At 68.3% G+C, this 22513-nt stretch carries 27 protein-coding genes; 18 read left to right on the plus strand and 9 right to left on the minus strand.

Annotated elements, in window-relative coordinates:
- The first annotated feature begins 25 nt into the window (after positions 1-25).
- From AB0E69_RS18990 to AB0E69_RS19005, 4 genes are all read left to right on the plus strand, one after another.
- Positions 26-1147 (plus strand): CaiB/BaiF CoA-transferase family protein, encoded by a 1122-nt coding sequence (locus tag AB0E69_RS18990; protein WP_360147040.1) that lies wholly within the window; start codon positions 26-28, stop codon positions 1145-1147.
- Between the two features lie 217 nt (positions 1148-1364).
- Positions 1365-1961: a sulfite oxidase-like oxidoreductase gene (locus AB0E69_RS18995; protein ID WP_360147043.1), complete on the plus strand. Its 597-nt coding sequence runs from the start codon at positions 1365-1367 to the stop codon at positions 1959-1961.
- Positions 1931-2683 (plus strand): ferredoxin reductase, encoded by a 753-nt coding sequence (locus AB0E69_RS19000; protein ID WP_360147046.1) that lies wholly within the window; start codon positions 1931-1933, stop codon positions 2681-2683. Before AB0E69_RS18995 ends, AB0E69_RS19000 begins: the two co-directional genes overlap by 31 nt.
- A complete protein-coding gene (locus AB0E69_RS19005) occupies positions 2680-2946 on the plus strand; it encodes a DUF6510 family protein (RefSeq protein ID WP_360147049.1) in 267 nt (88 codons plus the stop codon). The genes AB0E69_RS19000 and AB0E69_RS19005 overlap by 4 nt, the downstream gene beginning before the upstream one ends.
- Before the next feature lie 8 nt (positions 2947-2954).
- Here the strand turns inward: AB0E69_RS19005 and AB0E69_RS19010 are convergent, their stop codons facing one another.
- Positions 2955-3917, minus strand: coding sequence for a small ribosomal subunit Rsm22 family protein (locus tag AB0E69_RS19010; RefSeq protein WP_360147052.1), 963 nt, complete (start codon positions 3915-3917; stop codon positions 2955-2957).
- Positions 3910-4662, minus strand: coding sequence for a MerR family transcriptional regulator (locus AB0E69_RS19015; protein WP_360147055.1), 753 nt, complete (start codon positions 4660-4662; stop codon positions 3910-3912). The genes AB0E69_RS19010 and AB0E69_RS19015 overlap by 8 nt, the downstream gene beginning before the upstream one ends.
- Before the next feature lie 62 nt (positions 4663-4724).
- Between AB0E69_RS19015 and AB0E69_RS19020 the strand changes: the two genes are divergently transcribed.
- The 5 genes from AB0E69_RS19020 (at position 4725) to AB0E69_RS19040 (ending at position 11556) form a co-directional block, all read left to right on the plus strand.
- Positions 4725-5945 (plus strand): acetyl-CoA C-acetyltransferase, encoded by a 1221-nt coding sequence (locus AB0E69_RS19020; RefSeq protein ID WP_360147058.1) that lies wholly within the window; start codon positions 4725-4727, stop codon positions 5943-5945.
- On the plus strand, positions 5942-8077 hold the full coding sequence (locus AB0E69_RS19025; protein WP_360147061.1) for a 3-hydroxyacyl-CoA dehydrogenase NAD-binding domain-containing protein: 2136 nt from the start codon (positions 5942-5944) through the stop codon (positions 8075-8077). Before AB0E69_RS19020 ends, AB0E69_RS19025 begins: the two co-directional genes overlap by 4 nt.
- A gap of 347 nt (positions 8078-8424) precedes the next feature.
- Positions 8425-9711, plus strand: a complete 1287-nt coding sequence (locus AB0E69_RS19030; protein ID WP_360147064.1) for a sugar ABC transporter substrate-binding protein — start codon at positions 8425-8427, stop codon at positions 9709-9711.
- A complete protein-coding gene (locus AB0E69_RS19035) occupies positions 9708-10670 on the plus strand; it encodes a sugar ABC transporter permease (RefSeq protein ID WP_360147067.1) in 963 nt (320 codons plus the stop codon). Before AB0E69_RS19030 ends, AB0E69_RS19035 begins: the two co-directional genes overlap by 4 nt.
- Before the next feature lies 1 nt (position 10671).
- The gene (locus tag AB0E69_RS19040) at positions 10672-11556 is read left to right on the plus strand and encodes a carbohydrate ABC transporter permease (RefSeq protein WP_360147070.1); all 885 of its coding nucleotides are present in this window, start codon (positions 10672-10674) and stop codon (positions 11554-11556) included.
- A gap of 634 nt (positions 11557-12190) precedes the next feature.
- On the opposite strand, the gene AB0E69_RS19045 is transcribed toward AB0E69_RS19040, so the two are convergent.
- From AB0E69_RS19045 to AB0E69_RS19065, 5 genes are all read right to left on the minus strand, one after another.
- Entirely contained in the window at positions 12191-12661 is a 471-nt protein-coding gene (locus tag AB0E69_RS19045; RefSeq protein WP_360147073.1) for a hypothetical protein, read from the minus strand.
- Between the two features lie 228 nt (positions 12662-12889).
- Positions 12890-13411, minus strand: a complete 522-nt coding sequence (locus AB0E69_RS19050; RefSeq protein ID WP_360147076.1) for a DUF402 domain-containing protein — start codon at positions 13409-13411, stop codon at positions 12890-12892.
- Positions 13408-13539: a hypothetical protein gene (locus AB0E69_RS19055; protein ID WP_360147079.1), complete on the minus strand. Its 132-nt coding sequence runs from the start codon at positions 13537-13539 to the stop codon at positions 13408-13410. Before AB0E69_RS19055 ends, AB0E69_RS19050 begins: the two co-directional genes overlap by 4 nt.
- Positions 13540-13581: 42 nt before the next feature.
- Complete coding sequence (locus tag AB0E69_RS19060) at positions 13582-13920, minus strand: multidrug efflux SMR transporter (RefSeq protein ID WP_360147081.1); 339 nt, start codon at positions 13918-13920, stop codon at positions 13582-13584.
- 12 nt (positions 13921-13932) lie between these two features.
- Positions 13933-14247 carry a multidrug efflux SMR transporter gene (locus AB0E69_RS19065; protein WP_360147084.1) on the minus strand — a complete coding sequence of 105 codons (315 nt, stop codon included), beginning with the start codon at positions 14245-14247 and terminating at the stop codon, positions 13933-13935.
- Between the two features lie 67 nt (positions 14248-14314).
- Here AB0E69_RS19065 and AB0E69_RS19070 point away from each other — a divergent pair, with 67 nt between their 5' ends.
- Positions 14315-14671, plus strand: a complete 357-nt coding sequence (locus AB0E69_RS19070) for a MerR family transcriptional regulator (RefSeq protein WP_360147087.1) — start codon at positions 14315-14317, stop codon at positions 14669-14671.
- A gap of 12 nt (positions 14672-14683) precedes the next feature.
- Here AB0E69_RS19070 and AB0E69_RS19075 read toward each other — a convergent pair whose 3' ends face one another.
- A complete protein-coding gene (locus tag AB0E69_RS19075) occupies positions 14684-15415 on the minus strand; it encodes a peptide deformylase (RefSeq protein ID WP_360147090.1) in 732 nt (243 codons plus the stop codon).
- 114 nt (positions 15416-15529) lie between these two features.
- Here AB0E69_RS19075 and AB0E69_RS19080 point away from each other — a divergent pair, with 114 nt between their 5' ends.
- From AB0E69_RS19080 to AB0E69_RS19100, 5 genes are all read left to right on the plus strand, one after another.
- The gene (locus AB0E69_RS19080; RefSeq protein WP_360147093.1) at positions 15530-15970 is read left to right on the plus strand and encodes a hypothetical protein; all 441 of its coding nucleotides are present in this window, start codon (positions 15530-15532) and stop codon (positions 15968-15970) included.
- A 41-nt stretch (positions 15971-16011) separates the two neighbouring features.
- Positions 16012-16971, plus strand: a complete 960-nt coding sequence (locus tag AB0E69_RS19085; RefSeq protein WP_360147096.1) for a crosslink repair DNA glycosylase YcaQ family protein — start codon at positions 16012-16014, stop codon at positions 16969-16971.
- Positions 16972-17003: 32 nt separating this feature from the next.
- Positions 17004-17639 (plus strand): class I SAM-dependent methyltransferase, encoded by a 636-nt coding sequence (locus tag AB0E69_RS19090; RefSeq protein WP_360147098.1) that lies wholly within the window; start codon positions 17004-17006, stop codon positions 17637-17639.
- A 36-nt stretch (positions 17640-17675) separates the two neighbouring features.
- On the plus strand, positions 17676-18056 hold the full coding sequence (locus AB0E69_RS19095; RefSeq protein ID WP_360147101.1) for a YchJ family metal-binding protein: 381 nt from the start codon (positions 17676-17678) through the stop codon (positions 18054-18056).
- Between the two features lie 167 nt (positions 18057-18223).
- Positions 18224-18751: a hypothetical protein gene (locus tag AB0E69_RS19100; protein ID WP_360147104.1), complete on the plus strand. Its 528-nt coding sequence runs from the start codon at positions 18224-18226 to the stop codon at positions 18749-18751.
- Between the two features lie 2 nt (positions 18752-18753).
- Here the strand turns inward: AB0E69_RS19100 and AB0E69_RS19105 are convergent, their stop codons facing one another.
- Positions 18754-19284: a YbhB/YbcL family Raf kinase inhibitor-like protein gene (locus tag AB0E69_RS19105; protein WP_360147107.1), complete on the minus strand. Its 531-nt coding sequence runs from the start codon at positions 19282-19284 to the stop codon at positions 18754-18756.
- A gap of 134 nt (positions 19285-19418) precedes the next feature.
- Between AB0E69_RS19105 and cobT the strand changes: the two genes are divergently transcribed.
- The 3 genes from cobT to AB0E69_RS19120 are packed head-to-tail and all read left to right on the plus strand — an operon-like array spanning position 19419 to position 22491.
- Positions 19419-20471 carry a nicotinate-nucleotide--dimethylbenzimidazole phosphoribosyltransferase gene (gene cobT / locus AB0E69_RS19110; protein ID WP_360147110.1) on the plus strand — a complete coding sequence of 351 codons (1053 nt, stop codon included), beginning with the start codon at positions 19419-19421 and terminating at the stop codon, positions 20469-20471.
- A complete protein-coding gene (cobA, locus tag AB0E69_RS19115) occupies positions 20468-21688 on the plus strand; it encodes a uroporphyrinogen-III C-methyltransferase (RefSeq protein ID WP_360147113.1) in 1221 nt (406 codons plus the stop codon). The genes cobT and cobA overlap by 4 nt, the downstream gene beginning before the upstream one ends.
- The gene (locus AB0E69_RS19120) at positions 21685-22491 is read left to right on the plus strand and encodes an RNA methyltransferase (RefSeq protein WP_360147116.1); all 807 of its coding nucleotides are present in this window, start codon (positions 21685-21687) and stop codon (positions 22489-22491) included. Before cobA ends, AB0E69_RS19120 begins: the two co-directional genes overlap by 4 nt.
- Positions 22492-22513: the final 22 nt, after the last annotated feature.

Consider the following 22513-nt stretch of genomic DNA (forward strand, 5'->3'; position numbering starts at 1 on the left):
CAGTGGGACTGTCACAATAGCGGGCATGGGTCCACTCGAAGGCGTGAAGGTGGTCGAGTTGGCCGGCCTCGGCCCCGCGCCGTTCGCCTGCATGCTGCTGGCCGAGCTCGGCGCCGACGTACTGCGGATCGACCGCCCCGGCGGCGGCATCTCGATGGGTCCGCCCGAGCTGGACCTGGTCAACCGCGGCCGGCGCAGCGCGGCTCTCGACCTGAAGCAGCCCGCGGCGATCGACGTCGTACGGCGGCTGGTGGCGCAGGCCGACGTACTGATCGAGGGGTTCCGGCCCGGGGTGGCCGAGCGGCTCGGGCTCGGGCCGGAGGACTGTCATGCGATCAACCCGCGGCTTGTCTACGGCCGGATGACGGGCTGGGGACAGGACGGGCCGCTCGCCCAGACCGCTGGGCACGACATCGACTACCTCGCGGTGTCCGGCGCGCTGCATCTGATCGGGCGGGCCGGTGGTCCGCCCCAGGTGCCGGCCAACCTGCTCGGCGACTTCGCGGGCGGGTCGCTGTACCTCGTGATCGGCGTACTCGCGGCGCTGTACGACGCCCAGCTCACGGCCCGTGGACAGGTCGTGGACGCCGCGATCGTGGACGGTTCGGCGCATCTGACCACGATGCTGCTCGGTGCGCTCGCGGCGGGGGCGTGGCGGCAGGAGCGGGGGACGAACCTGCTCGATACCGGCGCGCCGTTCTACGACGTGTACGAGACCGCGGACGGCGAGCACATGGCGGTGGGGGCGATCGAGCCGCAGTTCTACGCGGAGCTGGTCGAGCGGCTCGGGATCGACGTACCCGATCGCAACGACCCGTCGCAGTGGCCGGAGCTGCGGAAGGTGCTGAGCGAGACGTTCCGGCAGCGGACGCAGGCGGAGTGGACCGCGGTGTTCGAGGGCTCGGACGCGTGCGTGTCACCGGTCCTGCCGCTGGCGGGCGACCATCCGCATCTGGTTGCCCGCGGCACCTTTGTCGATCACCACCGGGTGCGGCAGGCCGCGCCCGCGCCCCGCTTCGACCGTACGCCGACCAGCCTCGGCCGCCCACCCGCGCGACCCGGCGAACACACCCGCGAGGCACTGACCGACTGGGGCATCACCGACCTGGCTGACCTGTTCGCCTCCGGCGCCGCCGTCCAGAACTGAGAGGAAGAGCAAAACAAGGGAAAGATAAGAGATTTAGAATAGTGGCTGGCTTCGGTGGTCGGCTGCATGAAGGCCGAAGAGAAGGTCTGGAGAGTTCGGCGCACACGGGCCGCAGGCGCTCGGCCAAGGTCGGTGGCTGAGATGAGGTTGTGGGTTGGGGTCACGGATTGGGGGGTGGCGTGGTTGACTTCGGGGAGGAGTGTTGAGGGAGGTTGGGATGGGGATTGTGTCTCCGGGGTTCACCGGGCGGCGGGGGAGTGGGTCGGAGCTGCCGCCGGGGCAGTACTTGACGCGGGACTTTCCGGTGTTGTCGGCGGGGCCTACGCCGCACATTCAGACCGAGCACTGGGAGTTCGTCGTCACCACCGAGGCGGGTGAGAAGTACCGGTGGGACTGGGCTGCGTTGATGGCGTTGCCGGCTGAGGAAGTCACCAAGGACATCCACTGTGTGACGCGTTGGTCGAAGCTGCAGACGACCTGGAAGGGTGTCTCGCTGGACACGCTGCTCGCGGACGTCGAGACCGGCGCGGACTACGCGATGGCGCACAGCTACGGCGGTTACACCACCAACGTGCCGATGGAGGACCTGCTTGACGGTCAGTCCTGGCTCGCCTACGAGTTCGACGGTGAGCCGCTGGACCCCGAGCACGGTGGTCCGGCCCGGCTGCTCGTCCCGCACCTCTACTTCTGGAAGAGCGCGAAGTGGGTCCGCGGCCTCGTGCTGTCCGACACCGAGGACCTCGGCTTCTGGGAGACCGCCGGCTACCACGAGTACGGAGACCCATGGAAAGAACAGCGATACGCCGGCGACTGACCTGGCAGGTGGCCACGGTCGTCGACGTACGGCGGGAGACCGAGACCGCGCGCACGATCGTCCTCGACGTACCGGACTGGCCCGGCCACCTCGCCGGGCAGCACCTGGACGTCCGCCTGACCGCTGACGACGGATACCGGGCCTCCCGGTCGTACTCCGTCGCCTCGGCCTGGGACGGTACGACGATCGAGCTGACGGTCGAGCAGGTCCCGGACGGTGAGGTCTCGCCGTACCTCGTCGACGTGCTGAAGGTCGGCGACCCGCTCGAGATCCGCGGCCCGGTCGGTGGCTGGTTCGTGTGGAAGCCGGAGCAGGAAGGGCCGGTCCAGCTGATCGGCGGCGGCTCCGGGGTCGTACCGCTGCGGGCGATGCTGCGCGCCCACGCAGGCGCGTCGAGCTCGGCCCACTTCCGGCTGCTCTATTCGGTACGGCGTCCGCAGTCGGTGATCTACGTGGAAGACCTGAAGGAGCTGGCCGCGTCCGACGACGTCGACGTGCGGCTCGTCTACACGCGCGAGGCGCCGGCGGGGGAGCCGCGGGTGGGCCGGATCGATGCGGAGACGATCATGCAGCACACGCTGCCGGCGTCGGAGTCGCCGACGACGTACGTGTGCGGTCCGACGCCGTTCGTCGAGACCGTCGCCGATCTGCTGGTCGCCGCCGGGCACGACCCGGCGCGAGTACGAACCGAACGTTTCGGACCGACTGGAGGCCCGCGATGACCGACATGGATTATCTGGACGGCAATGCGGCCGCAGGCGCGTTGAGCGAGCTGTTCGCCGTCGACCTGACCGCGGCCGTCGCGCAGTGCAACGGCTGCGGCCAGACCACCGTCTTCGCCGAGTCCCATGTGTATGTCGACGCGCCCGGCATGGTCGCCCGCTGCTCAGGCTGCGAGTCCGTCCTGCTCCGCGTCGTCACCACCCCGAACGACACCTACCTCGACCTCCGCGGCCTCACCTACCTCCGCGTGCCCACCAGCTAGTCCACCAGCTAGTCCACCGGCGGCCAGGCGTCCCCCCACTCCGCATCGCGAGCAGCCTTGTAGAGCGGTCCCTGCCGCTTCGACACGATCCGCTCCTCCAGCGAGCCCTCGCCGGTGCACAACCGGAGCGACACCATGCCCTTCCGGCTCTGCGGATGCCGCACGACCCGGTTCTGCGGATGATTCGCCCCGGAGGCAGTCACGACGTACGAGAACTTCTCGTCCTCGAAGCCCAGCACCCCGCCCTTGGTCTGCCGGTGCAACGAGCTGCGGTTGACCCGGCTGGAGAAGTGACACCAGTCCTTCCCGCGCGGAATCGGGCACGCTCCATCCTGCGGACAGGGCGCTACCACCGACCGCCCCGCCGCGACCAACGCGTCCCGCGCCGCGACGATCCGCTCGTACCCCTTCGGCGTCCCCGGCTCGATCAGCAGCACAACCGCACGAGACCGCGCCAACAATCCGACCAGCTCCTGCTGCTGCTCGCCCGACAGCTCACTCAGTACATACGAAACCGTGACCAGGTCAACGTCCTCGAGGCCCGCCAAGTCATCGATGAATCCCCGGACCCACCGCGCTCCGCGAACCGCCGCCGCGTCCGCCTCCATCGCCAGCTTCTTGCCCAAGGCAATCGCCTCTGGCACCTGCTCGTAGACCGTCACCGAGCTGATCGAAGGAAACACCTCGGCCGCCGCCCAGACCGCCGCCCCCGACCCACCACCGATGTCCAGCTGACTGACCGGTGCGAACCCCGGCTGCAGCAACGCAGCCTCCGTCAGAGCTGAGCGGACAGCAGCAAACGTCGCCGGCATCCGGTACGCCGCGTACGTGACCACATCACCCGCCGACTGCAGGATCGGCGCCGTCGCCGCCACCTCCTCGCGGTACCGCGCACTCAACCGCTGGAACGAGCTGTTGAGATCCGACGCACTAGACAGCGCCGCGTTCAACGCCTGGTGCAGATCAGCCATGCAGTTTCTTGCTCCCGGTACGACGGATCGTGTCCCGCTGCGTCTCGCCGACCGCGCGCTCGTACGCGAGCACGAGCCCCTGGATCGTCACCGGCTTGAAGCGCTCGACCAGCCGCTGGATGTGCTCCGGCGGCCCGCCCGAGTCGCGGTAGTGCGGCCACACCTTGTTTCGGAACACCTCGGTCAGCTCCTCGGCGATTGCCCGGCCGTGCTCGGTGAAGATCCGCCCCGCGTCGAGCACAGCCTCGACCGGGAGATCGAGGTCGAGCAGCTCGACCCCGAGGCTGAGATGAGCGGTCGCCACCTGGAACACATCGTCGTCAGGCGTCGGCTCGACCACGCCGAGAGCGACCAGCATCTCGATGTCGTCATCGGTCAGCTCGCGCCCGGTCCGCCGTACCAGCGTCGCGCGGTCGAGCGTCTCCGGCAGGTCGCGCATCCACGGCGTCAGCAGCGTCCGGTGCAGCGCAATGTCCTGCGGAGTTGCGTCGTCCGGGATGCGTTCGAGGTAGCCCTCGATCGCCTGCAAGGTGAAGCCGTGTGCCTGGAGCTCGCGGACGAGGTCGAGCCGCGCGATGTGCTCCGGACCGTAGTACCCGACCCGGCCGCGCCGGATCGGTGGCGGGATCAACCCACGACCCGCGTAGAAGCGCAGCGTCCGTACCGTCATGCCGACCCGCGCCGACAGCTCGTCGACTGTCAGCGTCGCGTCGTGCGTGGTGAACTCCCCCGAGGCCTCCGACATGGCGGAGATCATAACGACCCCGGCTTGACCATCATGACAGTTCAACTGTCACAATCGGTCCCATGACCAGTGAAGCCTTCCTGTACGACGCGATCCGGACACCGCGCGGCAAGGGCAAGCCGACCGGCGCGCTGCACGAGGTCAAGCCCATCCAGCTGATCACCGGGCTCCTGCAGGAGCTGCGCGCCCGGCACCCGGAGCTGGATCCGGCGGCCATCGACGACGTCGTGCTGGGCGTGGTCACGCCGATCGGCGACCAGGGCATGGACATCGCGCGCACCGCCGTACTGATGGCCGGCTACCCGGAGACCACCGGCGGCGTGCAGCTCAACCGGTTCTGCGCCTCCGGCCTCGAGGCCGTCAACCAGGCCGCGCAACGGGTCCGGTCCGGCTGGGAGGACTTCATTCTGGCCGGCGGGGTCGAGTCGATGTCGCGGGTCGCGATGGGCTCCGACGGCGGCGCCTGGGCGATGGACCCGGAGACCGCGCTGCAGACCAACTTCATCCCGCAGGGGATCAGCGCGGACCTGATCGCGACCATGGACGGCTTCTCCCGGACGGACGTCGACGCGTACGCCGCCGAGTCACACGCGCGCGCCGCGAAGGCGTGGGCCAACGGGTACTTCGCACGCTCCGTCGTACCGGTCGCCGATCGGAACGGCCTGCAGATCCTCGACCACGACCAGCTCGTCCGACCGGGCACGACCGTCGAGACGCTCGCTGGCCTGAAGCCGTCGTTCGCGGCGATCGGGGAGCACGGCGGGTTCGACTCGGTCGCGCTGGAGAAGTACCTGACCGTCGAGCGGATCGACCACGTGCACCACGCGGGCAACTCGTCCGGCATCGTCGACGGCGCCGCGCTGGTTGCCGTCGGCAACGAGAAGGCGGGGATGGCGCTCGGTCAGGCGCCGCGCGGCCGGGTGGTGTCGGTCGGCGTCAGCGGCGCGGACCCGACGATCATGCTGACCGGCCCCGCGCCGGCCGCGCGGAAGGCGCTGGCTCGCGCCGGCCTGGACGTTGCGGACATCGACCTGTTCGAGATGAACGAGGCGTTCGCGGCAGCGGTGCTGCACTTCATGAAGGATCTCCGCATACCCCACGAGAAGGTGAACGTGAACGGCGGCGCGATCGCGCTCGGCCACCCGCTGGGTGCGACCGGCGCGATGCTGATCGGAACCCTGCTGGACGAGCTGGAGCGGCGCGAGCTCCGGTACGGACTGGCCACCCTGTGCGTCGGCGGCGGGATGGGCGTCGCGACGATCATCGAGAGGCTCGCGGCATGATCTCCTGGACCAAGACCGACGGCGTCGTCACGCTCACCCTGGACGACCCGGACGCGTCGGCGAACACGATGAACGACGCGTACGTCGAGGCGATGGGTGCGACCATCGAGCGGCTGACGGCCGAGAAGGACTCGCTCCGCGGGGTGGTTATCACCAGCGCGAAGTCCACGTTCTTCGCCGGCGGCAACCTGCAGATGCTGTCCCAGATCCAGCCGTCGGACGCCGCGCAGGTGTTCGAGACGGTCGAGGAGATCAAGCGGCAGCTCCGGACGCTGGAGACGCTCGGCGTACCGGTGGTCGCGGCGATCAACGGGTCCGCGCTCGGCGGCGGGCTCGAGATCGCGCTCGCCTGTCACCACCGGATTGTCGCGGACAACGCTCGCATCGAGCTCGGCGTACCCGAGGTGACGCTGGGTCTGCTCCCGGGCGGCGGTGGCGTGACGCGGATAGTGCGGATGCTCGGGCTGCAGGACTCTTTGATGAAGGTTCTGCTGCAGGGGCAGCGGATGAAGCCGTCGCATGCTTTGAGTGTCGGCATCGTGGACGAGGTCGTGCCGGCCGACGACCTGCTGGATGCGGCCTATCGGTGGATCGCGGCGTACGACGGGGACGCGAAGCAGCCGTGGGACCGGGACGGGTACAAGATCCCCGGCGGGACGCCGGCGTCGCCGAAACTGGCCGCGTTCCTGCCGGCCTTCCCGGCGAACCTGCGCAAGCAGCTCAAGGGCGCCGCCTACCCCGCACCGCGGGCGATCATGAGCGCGGCCGTCGAGGGCAGCCAGGTCGACTTCGCCACCGCGTCCCGGATCGAGTCGCGGTACTTCGTCTCGCTCGCGACCGGGCAGATCGCCAAGAACATGATCCAGGCGTTCTTCTTCGACCTGCAGGCGATCAACGCCGGCGGGTCGCGGCCGGCCGACGTACCGCGCTTCGCGGCGCGCAAGGTCGGGGTGCTGGGGGCCGGGATGATGGGCGCCGGGATCGCCTACGTCTGCGCCAAGGCCGGGATCGACGTGGTGCTCAAGGACGTGTCTCTCGAGGCGGCGGCCCGCGGCAAGGAGTACTCGGAGAAGCTGCTGGCCAAGCAGGTCTCGAAGGGGCGGCTTCCGGCGGCCGAGGTGGAAGAGTTCCTGAGCCGGATCACGCCGACCGCGGATCCGAACGATCTGGCCGGGTGCGACCTGGTGATCGAGGCCGTGTTCGAGGACAGTTCGCTGAAGCAGAAGGTGTTCTCCGAGGTCGCGGGCGTGGTCGAGCCGGACGCGCTGCTCTGCTCGAACACCTCGACGCTGCCGATCACCACGCTCGCGGACGGGATCGACCGGCCGGACGACTTCATCGGCATGCACTTCTTCTCGCCGGTCGACCGGATGCCGCTGGTCGAGCTGATCGTCGGGGCGAAGACGTCCGACCGCACGATCGCCCGCGCGTACGACGTCGTCCGGCAGATCAAGAAGACGCCGATCGTGGTCAACGATTCGCGCGGGTTCTTCACCTCGCGGGTGTTCGGCACGCTGGTGATGGAGGGCGCCGCGATGGTGGCCGAGGGCGTTGATCCGGTGCTGATCGAGCGTGCCGCCACCCAGGCCGGCTTCCCGGCACCGCCGCTGGCGATGCTGGACGAGGTCACGCTCACGCTCCCGCAGAAGATCCGGGACGCGGCCCGCGCGGCCGGCGACAGCGCGGGTGCCTTCGACAACCATCCGGGTATGGCGGTGACAGATCGCCTCGTGAACGAATTCGACCGCCGCGGTAAGGCTGCGGGTGCCGGGTTCTACGAGTACCCGGCCGAGGGGCCGAAGAGGTTGTGGCGCGGGCTCTGGGATCACTTCGGACCCGCCAAGGACCTCCCGCTGATCGACGTACAGGAGCGGCTGCTCTTCGCGATGTCGCTGGAGACCGTCAAGTGTCTGGACGAGGGCGTTCTCCGCTCGGTGCCGGACGCGAACATCGGCTCGATCTTCGGTATCGGGTATCCGCCGCTCCATGGCGGCGCGCTGCAGTACGTCAACGCGTACGGGCTTCCGTCCTTTGTATCCAGGACCCGTGAACTCGCGGCGGCGTACGGGGATCGCTTCCGGCCGCCGGCGTCGCTGGTCGCCAAGGCCGAATCCGGTGAAACCTTCAACTGAAGGCGCCGGGTCGGGAATTGGTCTGGCTAACCGGTTAACTGATCACAGATTGGTAGCGTCCGAGCAACATTCCACACGTTCGAACAAATAAGAGCGCGTTCGGTCTTGCGCCAAGCGCGCTTTTGGGTCATGGTTTCTGACACTTCTACAACGATTGACTTCGATCCGGCGGGCGTGGTGTCTTCCCTCAGGGCGGTATCCGTGCCAGAAACGTGCTGTGACGAAGGCTGTCGCGGTGTTGGTTGGTGTTGTACCGTGTGCGAAATCGGAGATGCTTAACGCCGTTAAGTAACTCGGAACCGCTGGCGTCGTACCCCTGCGACGTCGCTCTCGGGAAGGTGGAATTCATGCCTGCTCATGTTCCGAACGCCGGTCTGTCCCGGCGGGATCTGCTCAAGCGGACCGGTGGTCTGGCCGCGCTCGCGGCGCTGACCGCGGCCTGCGGTGGTAATACCGGCCGACCTGCGTCGAGCGGTGGCGGCGGAGGTGGTGCGAAGGTCAACTTGTCGCAGTGGTACCACCAGTACGGCGAGACCGGTACGCAGCAGGCCGCGCTGAAGTACGCCAAGGCGTATCCGGACGCGAACGTCGCGGTGCAGTGGACGCCTGGTGACTACACGAGCAAGCTCGCCTCCGGCCTGCTGTCCAGCAAGGGCCCCGACGTGTTCGAGAGCCAGTTCAACATCGGCATGGTGAAGAGCAACCAGGTAGTGGCGCTCGACGACATCATGGCCGACGTCAAGGACGACTTCCTGCCCGGCGACCTCGCGACCAACACCCTCGACGGCAAGATCTACGGCGTCCGGATGATCATCGACCCGCAGGTCATCTACTACCGCAAGTCGATGCTCGACAAGGCCGGCATCAAGCCGCCGGAGACCATCGACGACCTGATCGCGGCGGCCAAGGAGCTGACCACCAACAAGGTGAAGGGCATGTTCGTCGGCAACGACGGCGGCAACGCGATGGGCGGCCCGGCGCTGTGGTCGTCCGGCGGGAGTTTCCTGACCGACGACCACAAGCCGGGCTTCACCGGAGAGCGTGCGGCGAAGGCGTTCGGGAAGCTGCACGAGCTCTACGCGAGCAAGAGCGTCCTGCTCGGCGCGCCGACGGACTGGTGGGACCCGACCGCGATCAACCAGGGCCTGGTCGCGATGCAGTGGATCGGCATGTGGGCGGTGCCGGGCATGCAGAAGGCGCTCGGCGACGACCTCGGCGTGATCCCGTTCCCGAAGCTGGACGCGGAGGGCAAGCCGGCCGTGTACTCCGGCGGCTGGACCCAGTTCGTGTCCGCGAAGAGCGCCAACGTCGACGCGGCCAAGAAGTTCGTCAAGTGGCTGTGGATCGACAAGTCGGAGTACCAGGAGGACTGGTCGCTCAGCTACGGCTTCCACATCCCGCCGCGCAAGAGCCTGGCCGCGAAGGCGTCCAAGCTGCAGAGCGGCGTCGCCGCCGACACCGTCAAGCTGAACCAGGACTACGGCCACACCGACAACCCGGCCTGGACCCCGAAGATGGGCACCGCGTTCACCGATCTGCTCACCAACGTGATCAAGAAGGGAGCCGACCCAGCCGCCGAGATCGCCAAGGCGGAGAAGACGGTCAACAGCGAGCTGACGCGGCTGTTCGGATGAGCGCTACGGTCGAGAGCCGGACCGATCCCGCTGCTCCTGGTGAGCAGCGGGGCCGGCGCCGGCGGCGGAAGGGTATTGCCGGGAACACCCTGTGGTTCTGGGTGTTCGTCGGGCCGTTCGTGATCGGTCTGCTGTTCTTCTCCTACCTGCCGATCATCTGGAGCCTCGTCCTCAGCTTCTTCGAGGCGTACAACACGGCCACGCCGTCGAAGTTCGTCGGCCTGCACAACTACATCGACATGCTCAGCGACCACAACTTCGTGTCCAGCCTCGGCACGTTCACGGTCTTCGCGGTGTTCATCGTGCCGCTGACGTTCGTGCTGTCGCTGGCCTTGGCGCTGCTGGTGAACCAGGTGAAGGTCGCGCGGGCGTTCTTCCGGTCGGTGTTCTTCCTCCCGACCGCGTGCTCGTACGTCGTGGCGTCGCTGATCTGGAAGCTGTCGATCTTCAACGGCGTCCGGTTCGGGCTGGCGAACACGGTGCTCGGGTGGTTCGGGATCGACAACATCGCGTGGCTGTCGACGGTCGACCCGCCGTGGTACTGGCTGCCGATCGTGACGGTCCGGCTGTGGCTGCAGCTCGGGTTCTACATGATCCTGTTCATCGCCGGTCTGCAGCGGATCTCGCCGACGCTGTACGAGGCGGCGTACGTCGACGGGGCGAAGCCCGGGTGGCAGGTCTTCCGGTACATCACGCTGCCGCAGCTGCGGGCGACGTCGGTGTCGGTGCTGATCCTGAACCTGATCGCGGCGTACCAGGCGTTCGACGAGTTCTACAACCTGATCGGGCCGGCCGCGAACTACGCGCGGCCACCGCTGGTGTACCTGTACGGGATCTCGCTGGGGTCGATCCAGGACCTCGGCCACGGCTCGGCGGGTGCCCTGATCCTCGCGGTGATCATCATGCTGGTCACGCTGCTGCAGAACCGGATCTTCGGCTTCGGAAGGGCGGGTGACTGAGATGGCTGTCGGCGAACGTACGACGGGAACGCTGGAGCCGATCGGTTTCAGCCAGAGCATCGCCGGCCGGATCGGGACCGTGCTGCGGTGGATCGCGCTGTTCATCGCGGTCGTGCTGTTCCTGCTGCCGTTCTACCTGATCCTGCGGAACGCGCTGTCGTCCGAGGCCGACATCACGGCACCGGACTGGACGTTGTTCCCGGCGCATTTGCAGTGGGGCAACCTTCGCCAGCTCTTCGCCGACACCGAGGTGCCGATCGCGCGGGCGCTGTACAACTCGGCGGTGGTCGGGATCCTCGGTACGGCGGGGCAGCTGCTGCTCGCATCGATGGCGGGGTACGGGCTGGCGCGGATTCCGTACAAGCACGCGGACAAGATCTTCTACGCGATCGTCGCGACGCTGATGATTCCGGGTGCGGTGACCTTCATCCCGAGCTTCATCGTGGTGTCGTCGCTCGGCTGGGTCTCGTCGTTGCGCGGTCTGATCATCCCGACGCTGTTCAGCGGGTTCGCGGCATTCCTGTTCCGGCAGTACTTCCTGGGCTTCCCGCGCGAGTTGGAGGAAGCGGCGCGGGTCGACGGGGCCGGGTACTTCGGGGTCTTCTGGCGGATCGTCGTACCGAACTCGCTGCCGTTCTTCGCCGCGATCGCCGCGATCACCTTCATCGCCAACTGGAACTCGTTCCTGTGGCCGCTGGTGATCGGCCAGGACTCGTCGTCCTGGACCATCCAGGTGGCAATGTCCACCTTCGTCACAGCCCAAACCATCAACATCCACGAGCTGTTCATGGCGGTAGCAGTCTCGATCCTCCCCCTGATCCTCATCTTCGCCTTCCTCCAGCGCTACCTGATCCAAGGCGTAACCCAATCCGGCATCAAAGACTAAAACGGCGGCGGGACCCCACGAGGCCCCGCCGCCTCCAAAGGACACCGCTTCGCGGCGGCTGTTCTTCTGGCCGCTCCGCGGCGCGCGGAGGTGGTGCGGCCGACTGGTGTTTCGCGCGGTTGACCACCTCCGTCGCGGCGATCGGTCACCGCTTCGCGGCGGCTGTCTTTGGCCGCTCCGCGGCGTTCTGAGGTGATGTCGCCGGGAGGTGTCACGCGCGTGACACCGGATGAGTTTCGGCGGGGCGTGCGTCGGGTCGCGCCGTCGTAAACCTGCAACGTGGACCGTTGATCGGACACCGCTTTGCGGCGACAGTCCTTCTGGCCGCTCCGCGGCGCGCGGACGTGGTCACGCCGACACGTCTCGTGCGGAGGACACCGTCTAAGCCTCGGCGGGCGTTCACCGCGCTTCGCAGTACACGTGCAGCGCGATCGGGTAGCGCTTCGCGGCTGTTCTTCTCGCCGTATTCGGCGGCGTGCTGTCGCTGGTCGCGCCTACCTTGTCCAGCGAAGTGCATCGGCAGCGAGGAGAAGATCCCTGCGGATCAGTCGCTTGGTGGTGCGGCGCGGCTGGGGGAGTGGTTCGGTGCCTGCCGTACATCGCAGTGGAGCTGTGGATTGGTCACCTGATTGATTCACGGGCGCCCGACCCAGGTGAGTACGTCGTCGAGAGGGCCGACTACGTTCAGCTTCTTCAGGGGGAAGGCTGCGATGAGGGCGCTGAGGTGGGTGGCTTCCTTGCAAGCTTGGACGAACTGCTTGGTGCGGGGTTGGTACAGCTTGCCGTCACCTCTGACGAATTGACCCCACAGCGCCAGCTGTCCGACCTCCTGCCGAGTGTCGGCCTCGGTCGCTCCAGCCAGGAAGCTGGGCGGGAAGAGTGCCCGATAGCCGGGTAGGTGGTACAGCCATGAACCACCCCGGAGCCGATCGGCCTGTGGTGAAGTCCTGCGGGCGTCCTCGATGGCGCTGGCCAGTTCCGCGCGACGTGCTGCATGTCGGCTTGGACCCAGAGCGCCCGGCCCTTCGCGGTTCGCGAAGTGCAGGCGGAGTTGGCGGCCATCGTCTTCGAGTTCGTACCAGAAAGCAGCCGTGCTGCGGCGCACCCAAGGTGGCTCGGAGGGCAAGCCATGATCGGTGTGCTGCTTCGGCTGGATCGCCGTTGTGCACTGCTTCGTCGATCGCCTGCCAGCCATCCGAGGTCACGAGCGCTGAGGTGCTGGTCCAGTCGTGCCAGGCGGTGGTTCGGTCGATGTGCGCTAGTTCGACGACGCGGTCGACCCAGAAGGCTTGGAGATCGAAGAATGACCTCTCGAAGAGCAGACCTCGCACGGTCAGGCCGGTTCGTTGTAGAAGGAGGGGAGGGGCTCGAGTGGCGTGATGGCTGGTGGTGGGAAGTGGGTTGGGGCGTCGACGGAGGTGGGGTCGGCGCGTAGGTGGTGGTTGATGAACTGTTGGGTTGTGGTGAGGACTGCCGCGCACTGCGCTGGCGTGATGTCGCCGTGGGTGAGGGCTTTGGCCAGGTCGTTCAGGTCGAGGACGTGGTAGCGAGTGGCATCCGGTGGGACCAGGAAGTCGACGTACAGGTCGTGGACGATCAGTCCGGCGTCGGTGTGTTCGATGTCGACTATGTCGACGTACCACCAGCCCTCGACCGGGCCTTCGAAGACGACCGGTCGCGTCAGCTGGATGCCCTGGTCAAGTAGTAGGTAGCTGCGATCGATGGTCGGTCGTCCGGCTACCTGGTACCCGGGCAGGATTCGTACGTCGTACGCGGCGACCCGTCCGGTCCGAACGCCAGGGCACCACTGGCCTGTGCGGTGTCGGACGCGGATCTCCTCGATAGGGACGGTCATGTTCGCTGGGACCAGCAGGGGGTGTGGCCGGTGGTGAGGGCGTACTTCGTCTCCGCGCCGGTCGACTCGTCGTACCGGCGGGAGAGGACGTCGTACCCGCGTCGTACCACCTGCTTCGGATCGTTCACACCGCGGACGCTAGCCACCGGAGCGCGACCAGGGCAACGGACTTAATCAGCGCGGTCGGCCAGCTTTAACCAGATGATGCCGGTGATGATGACGGTGAGCCAGAGGGCTTTGGGCCAGGTCAAGGGTTCGTTGAAGAGGGCGGGGCCGAGGAGGGCGGTGCCTACGGAGCCGGTGCCGGCCCAGATGGCGTAGCCAGTGCTTACCTCGATGGTGCGGAGGGCGCGGCTCAAGGTCCAGAGGGTGAGTAGGAAGAAGATGAGGGCGGCTGCGGACCAGGTCCACGCGGTGAAGCCGTGGCTGCCGGCGACCGAGAGGGCGTAGCCGATTTCGAAGGCGCCGGCCAGCAGGAGGGTGGGCCAGGCGGCGCGGGTGGTTGTCATGGGGCGGTCCGATCAGAGGGAGAGTTGGAGGCCGACTACGCCGCCGATGACCAGGGCGATGCCGATTGCCTTGCGCCATGTCAGGCGTTGGCCGAACAGCAGCGCCCCGAGGAGCGTGATGCCGACGCCTGCCAGGGAGGTCCAGAGGGCGTAGCCGACGCCCACGTCGAAGGTGAGGAGGGCGCGGCCGAGGAAGTAGGTGCCTAGGGCACCGGTCACGAGGGTCGCGGCGGTCCAGCCGCGGTTGGTGAAGCCCTCGGCCTTGCCGGCGGACAGGGCGACGGCGATCTCGAAGACGACCGCGACGGCGAGATACAGCCAGTGCATGAGGTTCCTTTCAGCGGAGACCTTGATGCTCGGACTTCACATTGGTGTGAGGTGCAAGACTGAGATCATGCTGATCGGAGAGCTGGCCGACGCGACCGGCGTCAGCGCGCGGTCCCTGCGGTACTACGAGGAGCAGGGCCTGATCCGCTCCGTGCGTACTGCGGGCGGGTGGCGCGACTTCGACGCCGACACGGTGGAGCGGGTCGTGCTGATTCAGCACCTGTTCGCCGCGGGTCTGTGCAGCGTCACGATCGGCGAGCTGCTGCCGTGCCTGGAAGCGCCGCCGGAGGAGCGCACCGGCACGCTGGAAGTGCTCTTGGCCGAGCAGGTCGAGCGGCTGGAAGCGAAGCGGCGGGACATCGAGCGCGAGCTCGACATCCTGCAGACCCTCCGCCGCGATGTGAGCCTGCCTGCCGCGCGCTGAGGCGGGATCGACTCAGTCGAGGTGGAAGCTGAGTTGTTCGGCGGCGTGGGTTGGGGTGGGGTCGTTCCAGAGGTCGACGTACTGCTCCTGCGTGGACAGCGAGCCCGGCTCGAGTTTGTCGACGTACACCGTGCCGTGGAGGTGGTCGGTTTCGTGCTGGACGATGCGGGCTTGCCAACCGGTGAAGGTGCGGTAGGTGCGCTTGCCGGAGACATCGTCGTACGTCGCGTCGACCGAGAGGGCGCGGTTCACGACCGCGGTGTAGCCGGGCATGCTCAGGCAGCCCTCGTAGAACCCGACGCGGCGAGCCGTTGCGGGGTGGTACGACGGGTTGATCGCGGCAAAGAACTCCAGTGGGTACCGGTCGCGCGCCTCGGCATACTCGGGCGGGAGGTTGGCCGGGTCCTGCAGTACGGCGATCTGCACGGGTACGCCGACCTGCGGTGCCGCGACGCCGACTCCTGGCGCGGCCTCCATCGTGCGGCGGAGGAGGGCGATGAAGGCGGTGAGGGTCTGCTCGTCGACCTGGCCGTCGTACGGCTCGCTCTGCCGGCGGAGGACCGGGTCGCCGAGGAGCACGATCGGCGCCGGGCCCTCGGCGTACTGCTCGACCAGTTGCGTGATCCGGTCCTTAACTGTGCTCGCCTGGCTCACCTGATTGCCAACTCCCGATGCGGTCTGAACGGATCCGGCCAGCGGGATCGCGGCTGTGCCGGCCAGCAATGTACGCCTGCGAAGGCTCATGCACCCATCGAACCAAACCGGCCGCGGAACCACCGGCCCGGGTACTGCGTCGAGGGTGAGGACGGCGCGCCCAGGTACGGGTAGCAGCGGCAACGACCCACCGATGGAGTGTTGATGACCCACGGCCCCTCCGACCCGAACCACAACCCGGGACCGAACCCACCGCCCGGCCCCGGCCCGCACCACCCCGGTCTGCAGCGGCCGGGGACGAGTTACCCACTGAATCTCTGGCCGGACTACGCGCAGCAGCCCGGGCCCGGTGGTCCACAAGGCACCCAGACGTCGTCCGGCTCGGCTGCACTCAGCGTCGTGGCGCTGTTTCTCGGGTTGGCCGGGCTGGTCGCTCCGTTCTTGCCGTTCTCGAATCTCATCGACAGGTTCCCGATCCGCCAGTACCTCGCGTTCCCGTTCGCCGTACCCGCGCTGGCCCTCGCGATCGTCGTACTCGCCGGCACCCGCCGCGGCAAACCCGCCGCCGCGATCGGCATGATCCTGGCCGCCCTCGCCCTGCTCGTCGGCGTCATCATGGTCTACAACTACGACTTCCGGAGCTGAACAAGACGTGGCATGACGTCTTTTCCTCGTACGGTCGGACCATGAAGTCGGTGACGCGGGACCAAGCCGTCGCCCATCGCTTGCGCGTCAACAACCTCGTGGACCGTCTGCCGCCAGGCGCACTGGCCGCGGCGGCGTACGCCGGCTTGCAGGACACGGCTCCGCGGGACGCGTTGCTGGCCCTCCACGCCCGGGTCGCGGCCTGCGAACCAGCGGACTGGGAGCACCCGTCCCTGATCCAGACCTACAGCCCGCGCGCAGCCGTGTATGTGCTGCCGACCAACGACTTCGGCGTGTTCACGCTGGGCCGGCTGCCGATCGATGACGACGCGGTACGGCGGATCGACGTACTCGCGGAGCGGATCTGCCGCGCTCTCGACGGCGAAGTACGGCGCGGAGCGAATCTCCCCGGACTGCGCGAGGCGTGTGCGAGCGGGCGGATCGCTGTCCGGTGGGACACGAAGTCGCTCTGGGCCCGGGAGGTACCGCGGCCCGAGATTCCCGTTTCCGAGGCGCGGGTGGAGCTGTGCCGGCGCCATCTTCGCGCCTTCGGACCGACGACGCCGAAGGCGTTCTCCTGGTGGTCCGGGTTGTCGCTCGCCGATGCGGGGACTGTCTGGAGAAAGCTCTCGGACGAGCTTGCCGAGGTGGATTTCGACGGCGTGCAGGCGTGGGTGCTGCAAGAGGACTTGGAGAGCGTCCTGACCACGGAGGTGAGGATTACCGGAACACGTTTCCTGGTCGCGCCTGATCTGCGACTGCTCGGCCGAGATCACGGGGCTCGCTTCGTGGGGCCCGGGCTGAGAACCGTGACCGACGCCGCCGACTCCTTCCACCCGAACGGTGTGCTCGTCGACGGCCGGATCGTTGGTGCGTGGGGCCGCAAGGGCGGGCGGGTCAGCGTCGTGCTGACCGAGAAGCTGACGCGGCAGCAGTACGACGAGCTCGCGGCGGAGGTGGCCGCGATGCCTGTTCCCGAACCGCAGCTGGTCGTCGAATAATCGCCGTACACCTGATTCTGAGGAGCGCGACGATGGCGGAACTGTACGACGGACGTCGACCGACCAGCCACGAGCGAATGACCGGGCAGCCGTGGGACGCGTCGTACCAGGACGGCCCGGCGCCCTGGGATGTCGGAGCACCCCAGCCCGCTGTGGTCCGGCTGGCCGCGGACGGCGGGTTCACCGGCGAGGTGCTCGACGCCGGCTGTGGAGGCGGCGAGAACGCGCTCCACCTGGCGTCGCTCGGCTTGTCCGTCCTCGGGGTCGATGTAGCAGAAAGCGCTCTCGCACAGGCTCGCGCGAAGGCCGCCGAGAGGGGGCTCCCGGCGGAGTTTGCGACGGCCGACGCGCTGCACCTGGAGAGTCTCGATCGCCGCTTCGACACGATCCTCGACTCCGGTCTCTTCCACACCTTCGACGCCGAGGAGCGCGCCGAGTACGCCGCCAGCCTCGCGAAAGTCGCGTCCTCCGGCACGACCCTCCACATCCTCTGTTTCAGCAACGAAGGATCTGACCCTGGCCCGCATCCGATCAGCCGTGAAGACCTGCACGCTGCCTTCGCCCAGGACCCCCACTGGACCATCACCCACCTCGAGCCAACCACGGTGGCAACGCGCTACCACGAGCACGGCGCGCCCGCCTGGCTCGCGACCGTCAGCCGGAGCTGAGCCCCGGATCCAGAGCCGGTCGGCAACAATCGGAGCATGCCATCCCCCGACGCCTGCCCCTGCGGCCGATCCGCGACGTACGCCGACTGCTGCCAACCGCTCCACACCGGCGCAGCAACCGCGACGACAGCCGAGCGGTTGATGCGCTCGAGGTACTCCGCCTTCGTCGTCCGCAACGCGCCGTACCTCCGCCAGACCTGGTCCGCCAAGACCCGCCCGGCCACCATCGACCTCGATCCGAACCTGCAATGGACCGGACTGGAAATCGTCCGCACCACCGACGGCACCCCCTTCCACACCGAAGGAACCGTCGAGTTCCGGGCCCACTACCAATCCGCCGGCACCCCCGGCACCCACCAAGAAACCAGCACCTTCACCCGCGAAAACGGCGAATGGGTGTACCTCAGCGGCGTCTGAGGTCTGGTCGCTCGGGTACCGGGCCGCTCACAATGACTCGGTGTGGTGCTGGGGGCGGCGCCGCGAGGGGGCTGATGTTGAAGGTTTTGATCGTTTCGGGGGCGTTGGTGTTTTGCGCGGCGGGGTGTGTGAAGGACGTCCCGTCGGGTGCGCCGCCGCAGACGCGCGTGACATCGCAGGCACCACCGACCAAGGTCCCGGCAACTAGGCCGTCGGTTCCGGTCAAGCCGGTGCTGACCGGGCCGGGGACGTACACGTTCCAGTACCAAGGTGCCACCGGCAGCATCCAGATCCCGGCCAACATCCTGGATCCGCGCCTGCAGCGGTACGGCGACTACCGGCGGCTGGCGCACGCGCGGCCGATCACGTATCTGATCGCTCAGGTCAACAACCGGTCCGAGGAGACGATCACGATGTACGAGGTCGTTGTCGTCACCGCCACCGGCCAGCAGATCGAGGCGACCGGGATCAGCGACTACATCGACACCTGGAGCGAGACGTTCGCCGGTGACGACGCGGACCTCGACAAGTACACGCGAGGCCTCAAACTGTCCAACGCGAGCCAGTTCCAGCTGCTCCCGGGTGCGAAAGGCACCGCGTTCCTCGGCGCCAAGGAGCCGATCACGAGCGTGCAGCGCGTGTTCGTCTACCCGGCGGGCCCCTTCGTCAGGGTCGAGGCCCGCCGGGTGAAGTAGGGCTACGCCTCGATGCGGTAGGTCGGGGTCAGGATGGCGCGAGCCAGGGTGTGGAAGGCTAGGTTGAAGGAGACGACCGCCGGGGTGGCGTCGCCGTCTACGTCGAGGGCTTCGATGTCGAGGGCATGGACGACGAAGTAGTAGCGGTGGACCTGGTCGCCGGCGGGGGGAGCGGCGCCGCCGAAGCTCTTCATGCCGAAGTCGTTGCGGATGTGGAACGCGCCGCTCTCCAGGCGTTCCGTCGTACCGGCCCCGGTGGGGAGCTCGGTGACGTCGGCGGGGAGGCCGACCAGCACCCAGTGCCAGAAGCCGGAGACGATCGGGGCGTCCGGGTCGAAGCAGGTGACGACGAACCCCTTGGTCTCCGCCGGGAATCCGGACCAGCTCAGCTGCGGCGACGTGTTGCCGCCGGCGAACGCCTGCGCGTCCGGCATCGGCTCACCGTCGGAGACGTCGGTGCTGGTCACGGTGAACGAACCCACCTTCGGGAGGAGTTCGTACGGGTCCGGGGCGACGGGACGATCGAGCGACATCTGTGATCCTCCGGGATCTCGAGACGTGTGGTGATCCCGACATTACTGTCCACATCCCGCCGGGCGCCCCAGGGGCACCCACCGGGAGATGCGAAGATCGGAGCGAAAGTACGGATGGACGCCGAGGTGACCGAGTGGAGGACACGGTGGAGGAGTACCTGGAGCGGATCGAGCCGGCCGACCAAGGCGCGATGCGGGCCGCGACCGAGCGGCAGGCGGTGCTGACCAAGCCGGCCGGCTCGCTGGGCGTGCTCGAGGAGCTCTCCGTCAAGGTCGCCGGGATCACCGGCAGCGCCCGGCCCGCGGTTCCGGCGCCGGCGGTCGTGACCGTGTTCGCCGCCGACCACGGCGTGCACGCACAGAACGTTTCCCCCTGGCCGCAGGAAGTGACTGCCGCCATGCTGGCCAACTTCGCGGGCGGCGGCGCCGCGGTGAACGCGTTCGCGGCCAACAACGGCGTCGACGTCCGCGTGGTCGACGTCGGCGTGGCGACCCCGGTCGACGGCCTCGACATCGTGCACGCCAACATCCGCCCCGGCACGCGCGACCTCTCGCAGATCGAAGCCCTGACCGAGGAAGAGGCCCGCGCGGCCGTCGCGGTCGGCTTCGACCTCGCCGACCAGCTCGTCCGCGAGGGGTACCGCTGCCTGCTCACCGGCGACATGGGCATCGCGAACACCACCGCGAGCGCCGCGCTGATCGCCACCTTCACCGGCGCGACCGCCGTGGAGGTCACCGGCCGCGGCACCGGCATCGACGACGCGATGCTCGCCCACAAGACCGCGATCGTCGAGGCTGCGCTCAAGCGTCACGCCGTACCGCCGACCGAGCCGCTCGAGGCACTCCAGGCGTACGGCGGCCTCGAACACGCGGCCCTCGCCGGATACATCCTCGGCGCCGCGGCCAACAAGGTCCCGGTCATCCTCGACGGCGTGATCGCGGGCGCGGCGGGGCTGGTCGCGCAGGCGTTCAGCCCGGCCGTGATCGACTACTGCGTCGCCGGCCACCGCTCTGCCGAGCCTGGGCACGCGGTCGCGCTGAAGACGCTCGGCCTGCAGCCGCTGGTCGATCTCGACCTGCGCCTGGGCGAGGGGACCGGCGCGGTTCTCGCGTACCCGATCCTGACCTGCGCGGTCCGCGCGCTGTCCGAGATGGCGACGTTCGAGGACGCAGGGATCAGCTCGTGACCCAGCAGTACCTGTCCGGGCTCGTCCTCGAGGGACGACGCGTAGTCGTCGTCGGCGGCGGGGGAGTCGCCCAGCGGCGGCTACCGCGGCTACTCGAGTCCGGTGCGGTGATCGACCTGATCTCGCCGTCGATCACGCCGACGATCGAGGGACTGCTCAGCAACCCGGCGCTGCGCTGGACCGAGCGCGGGTACGCCGCCGGCGACCTGGACGGCGCCTGGTACGTCGTGGTCGCGACGGACGACGCCGCGGTCAACGACCAGGTCTCGGCCGAAGCCGAAGAACGCCGGATCTTCTGCGTGCGCTCCGACGACCGGTCCCGGGCAACGGCGTGGACGCCGGCCTCGGGGCAGCACGACAACGTGACGATCGGCGTCCTCGGCGGTGGCGATCACCGACGGTCGGCCGCCGTCCGGGATTCGATCCTGGAGGGGCTGCGGACCGGCGAGCTGGCGGCGCGGGACGTGGACCGGCGACCGGGCGTGTACCTGGTCGGCGGGGGACCGGGGGACCCGGACCTGATCACCGTGCGCGGACGGCGGTTGCTCGCCGAGGCCGATGTGGTGGTGGCGGATCGCCTGGCGCCGCAGCAGTTGCTGGACGAGCTGCACCCGGAGGTGGAGCTGTTCGACGCGGCGAAGCTGCCGCGGGGTCGGGCAGCGCAGCAGGAAGAGATCAACCGGATCCTGGTCGAGCGTGGCCGCGAGGGGAAGGTCGTCGTACGCCTCAAGGGCGGCGACCCCTACGTCTTCGGCCGTGGCTTCGAAGAGGCCCTGGCCTGCGCGGCGGCCGGCGTCCCGTGGACTGTCGTGCCGGGGATCACGAGCTCGATCTCGGTGCCGGCAGTGGCGGGGATCCCGGTCACCCACCGCGGGGTGACGCACGAGTTCACGGTGGTGTCCGGCCACATCCCGCCGTCGCACCCCGACTCGCTGGTCAACTGGGACGCTCTGGCGCACCTCCACGGCACCCTCGTCCTGCTGATGGCGGTGGAGAACCTGCCGGCGATCACCGAGACATTGATTGCCAACGGCAAACCGGCTGACACCCCCGCTGCGGCGATCGCTGACGGAACGCTGCCCGGTCAGCAGGTGGTGACGTCCGACCTGGCCGGAATCGCCGGGAAGATGGCAGCCGAAGGCGTCGGCGCACCGGCGATCGTTGTCATCGGCAACGTGGTGGAGATCGGCACCCAGGCGGACAGGGTCGAGGCGTGACGCTGGTACCTGTCGAGGACCCCTCCGACTCGCGCCTCGCCGACTACGTGCAGCTGCGGGAGGTCAGTCTCCGTCGCCTCCTCGAAGAAGAGCACGGGTTGTTCATTGCCGAGGGCGACAAAGTCATTCGCCGAGCCGCGGACGCCGGCTACGAACCCCGGTCCTTCCTGCTGGCGCCGCGATGGCTCGACTCGCTGCAGGACGTGCTGGAGAAGTGGCCCGACAAGCCCGTGTACGTCGTTTCTGAGGAGCAGGCCGAGCAGGTCACCGGTTTCCACGTGCACCGCGGCGCGCTCGCGTCGTACAAGCGTCGTCCCGCGCGGCCCCTCACCGACCTGCTCACCGAAGATGTCCGCCGGATCGCGATCTTCGACGACATCGTGGACCACACCAACGTCGGCGCCGGTTTCCGCGCCGCGGCCGCGCTCGGCGTCGGGCTGGTGCTGGTGACGCCAACCTGCGCCGACCCGCTGTACCGCCGCTCGATCAAGGTCTCGATGGGTACTGTCTTCCAGATCCCGTGGACGCGGCTGACCAGCTGGCCCGGCGACCTCCAGCACCTGCAGGAGCACGGGTACGTCGCTGCCGCGATGGCGCTCACCGACGACTCGATCACCCTCGACGAGCTCGCCGACCGCAAGGACGACCGCCTCGCGCTGATCTTCGGCACCGAGGGCCACGGCCTCAAGCCGCACGTCCTCGAGCAGGCGGACCTCATCGTCCGCATCCCGATGACCGACGGCGTCGATTCGCTCAACGTCGCCAGCTCCGCGGCCGTCGCCTTCTACGCCACCCGCCCCTGACACCTCGACCCGCTAGGGGGAC

It is taken from the genome of Kribbella sp. NPDC026611 (assembly GCF_040638345.1).
Classification (GTDB): domain Bacteria; phylum Actinomycetota; class Actinomycetes; order Propionibacteriales; family Kribbellaceae; genus Kribbella.

What these genes read in the sequence shown, in the direction of transcription:
- AB0E69_RS18990 (WP_360147040.1), top strand. Translation starts at nt 26, where the DNA reads ATGGGTCCACTCGAAGGCGTGAAGGTGGTCGAGTTGGCCGGCCTCGGC.
- AB0E69_RS18995 (WP_360147043.1), top strand. Translation starts at nt 1,365, where the DNA reads ATGGGGATTGTGTCTCCGGGGTTCACCGGGCGGCGGGGGAGTGGGTCG.
- AB0E69_RS19000 (WP_360147046.1), top strand. Translation starts at nt 1,931, where the DNA reads ATGGAAAGAACAGCGATACGCCGGCGACTGACCTGGCAGGTGGCCACG.
- AB0E69_RS19005 (WP_360147049.1), top strand. Translation starts at nt 2,680, where the DNA reads ATGACCGACATGGATTATCTGGACGGCAATGCGGCCGCAGGCGCGTTG.
- AB0E69_RS19010 (WP_360147052.1), bottom strand. Translation starts at nt 3,917, where the DNA reads ATGGCTGATCTGCACCAGGCGTTGAACGCGGCGCTGTCTAGTGCGTCG.
- AB0E69_RS19015 (WP_360147055.1), bottom strand. Translation starts at nt 4,662, where the DNA reads ATGTCGGAGGCCTCGGGGGAGTTCACCACGCACGACGCGACGCTGACA.
- AB0E69_RS19020 (WP_360147058.1), top strand. Translation starts at nt 4,725, where the DNA reads ATGACCAGTGAAGCCTTCCTGTACGACGCGATCCGGACACCGCGCGGC.
- AB0E69_RS19025 (WP_360147061.1), top strand. Translation starts at nt 5,942, where the DNA reads ATGATCTCCTGGACCAAGACCGACGGCGTCGTCACGCTCACCCTGGAC.
- AB0E69_RS19030 (WP_360147064.1), top strand. Translation starts at nt 8,425, where the DNA reads ATGCCTGCTCATGTTCCGAACGCCGGTCTGTCCCGGCGGGATCTGCTC.
- AB0E69_RS19035 (WP_360147067.1), top strand. Translation starts at nt 9,708, where the DNA reads ATGAGCGCTACGGTCGAGAGCCGGACCGATCCCGCTGCTCCTGGTGAG.
- AB0E69_RS19040 (WP_360147070.1), top strand. Translation starts at nt 10,672, where the DNA reads ATGGCTGTCGGCGAACGTACGACGGGAACGCTGGAGCCGATCGGTTTC.
- AB0E69_RS19050 (WP_360147076.1), bottom strand. Translation starts at nt 13,411, where the DNA reads ATGACCGTCCCTATCGAGGAGATCCGCGTCCGACACCGCACAGGCCAG.
- AB0E69_RS19060 (WP_360147081.1), bottom strand. Translation starts at nt 13,920, where the DNA reads ATGACAACCACCCGCGCCGCCTGGCCCACCCTCCTGCTGGCCGGCGCC.
- AB0E69_RS19065 (WP_360147084.1), bottom strand. Translation starts at nt 14,247, where the DNA reads ATGCACTGGCTGTATCTCGCCGTCGCGGTCGTCTTCGAGATCGCCGTC.
- AB0E69_RS19070 (WP_360147087.1), top strand. Translation starts at nt 14,315, where the DNA reads ATGCTGATCGGAGAGCTGGCCGACGCGACCGGCGTCAGCGCGCGGTCC.
- AB0E69_RS19075 (WP_360147090.1), bottom strand. Translation starts at nt 15,415, where the DNA reads ATGAGCCTTCGCAGGCGTACATTGCTGGCCGGCACAGCCGCGATCCCG.
- AB0E69_RS19080 (WP_360147093.1), top strand. Translation starts at nt 15,530, where the DNA reads ATGACCCACGGCCCCTCCGACCCGAACCACAACCCGGGACCGAACCCA.
- AB0E69_RS19085 (WP_360147096.1), top strand. Translation starts at nt 16,012, where the DNA reads ATGAAGTCGGTGACGCGGGACCAAGCCGTCGCCCATCGCTTGCGCGTC.
- AB0E69_RS19090 (WP_360147098.1), top strand. Translation starts at nt 17,004, where the DNA reads ATGGCGGAACTGTACGACGGACGTCGACCGACCAGCCACGAGCGAATG.
- AB0E69_RS19095 (WP_360147101.1), top strand. Translation starts at nt 17,676, where the DNA reads ATGCCATCCCCCGACGCCTGCCCCTGCGGCCGATCCGCGACGTACGCC.
- AB0E69_RS19105 (WP_360147107.1), bottom strand. Translation starts at nt 19,284, where the DNA reads ATGTCGCTCGATCGTCCCGTCGCCCCGGACCCGTACGAACTCCTCCCG.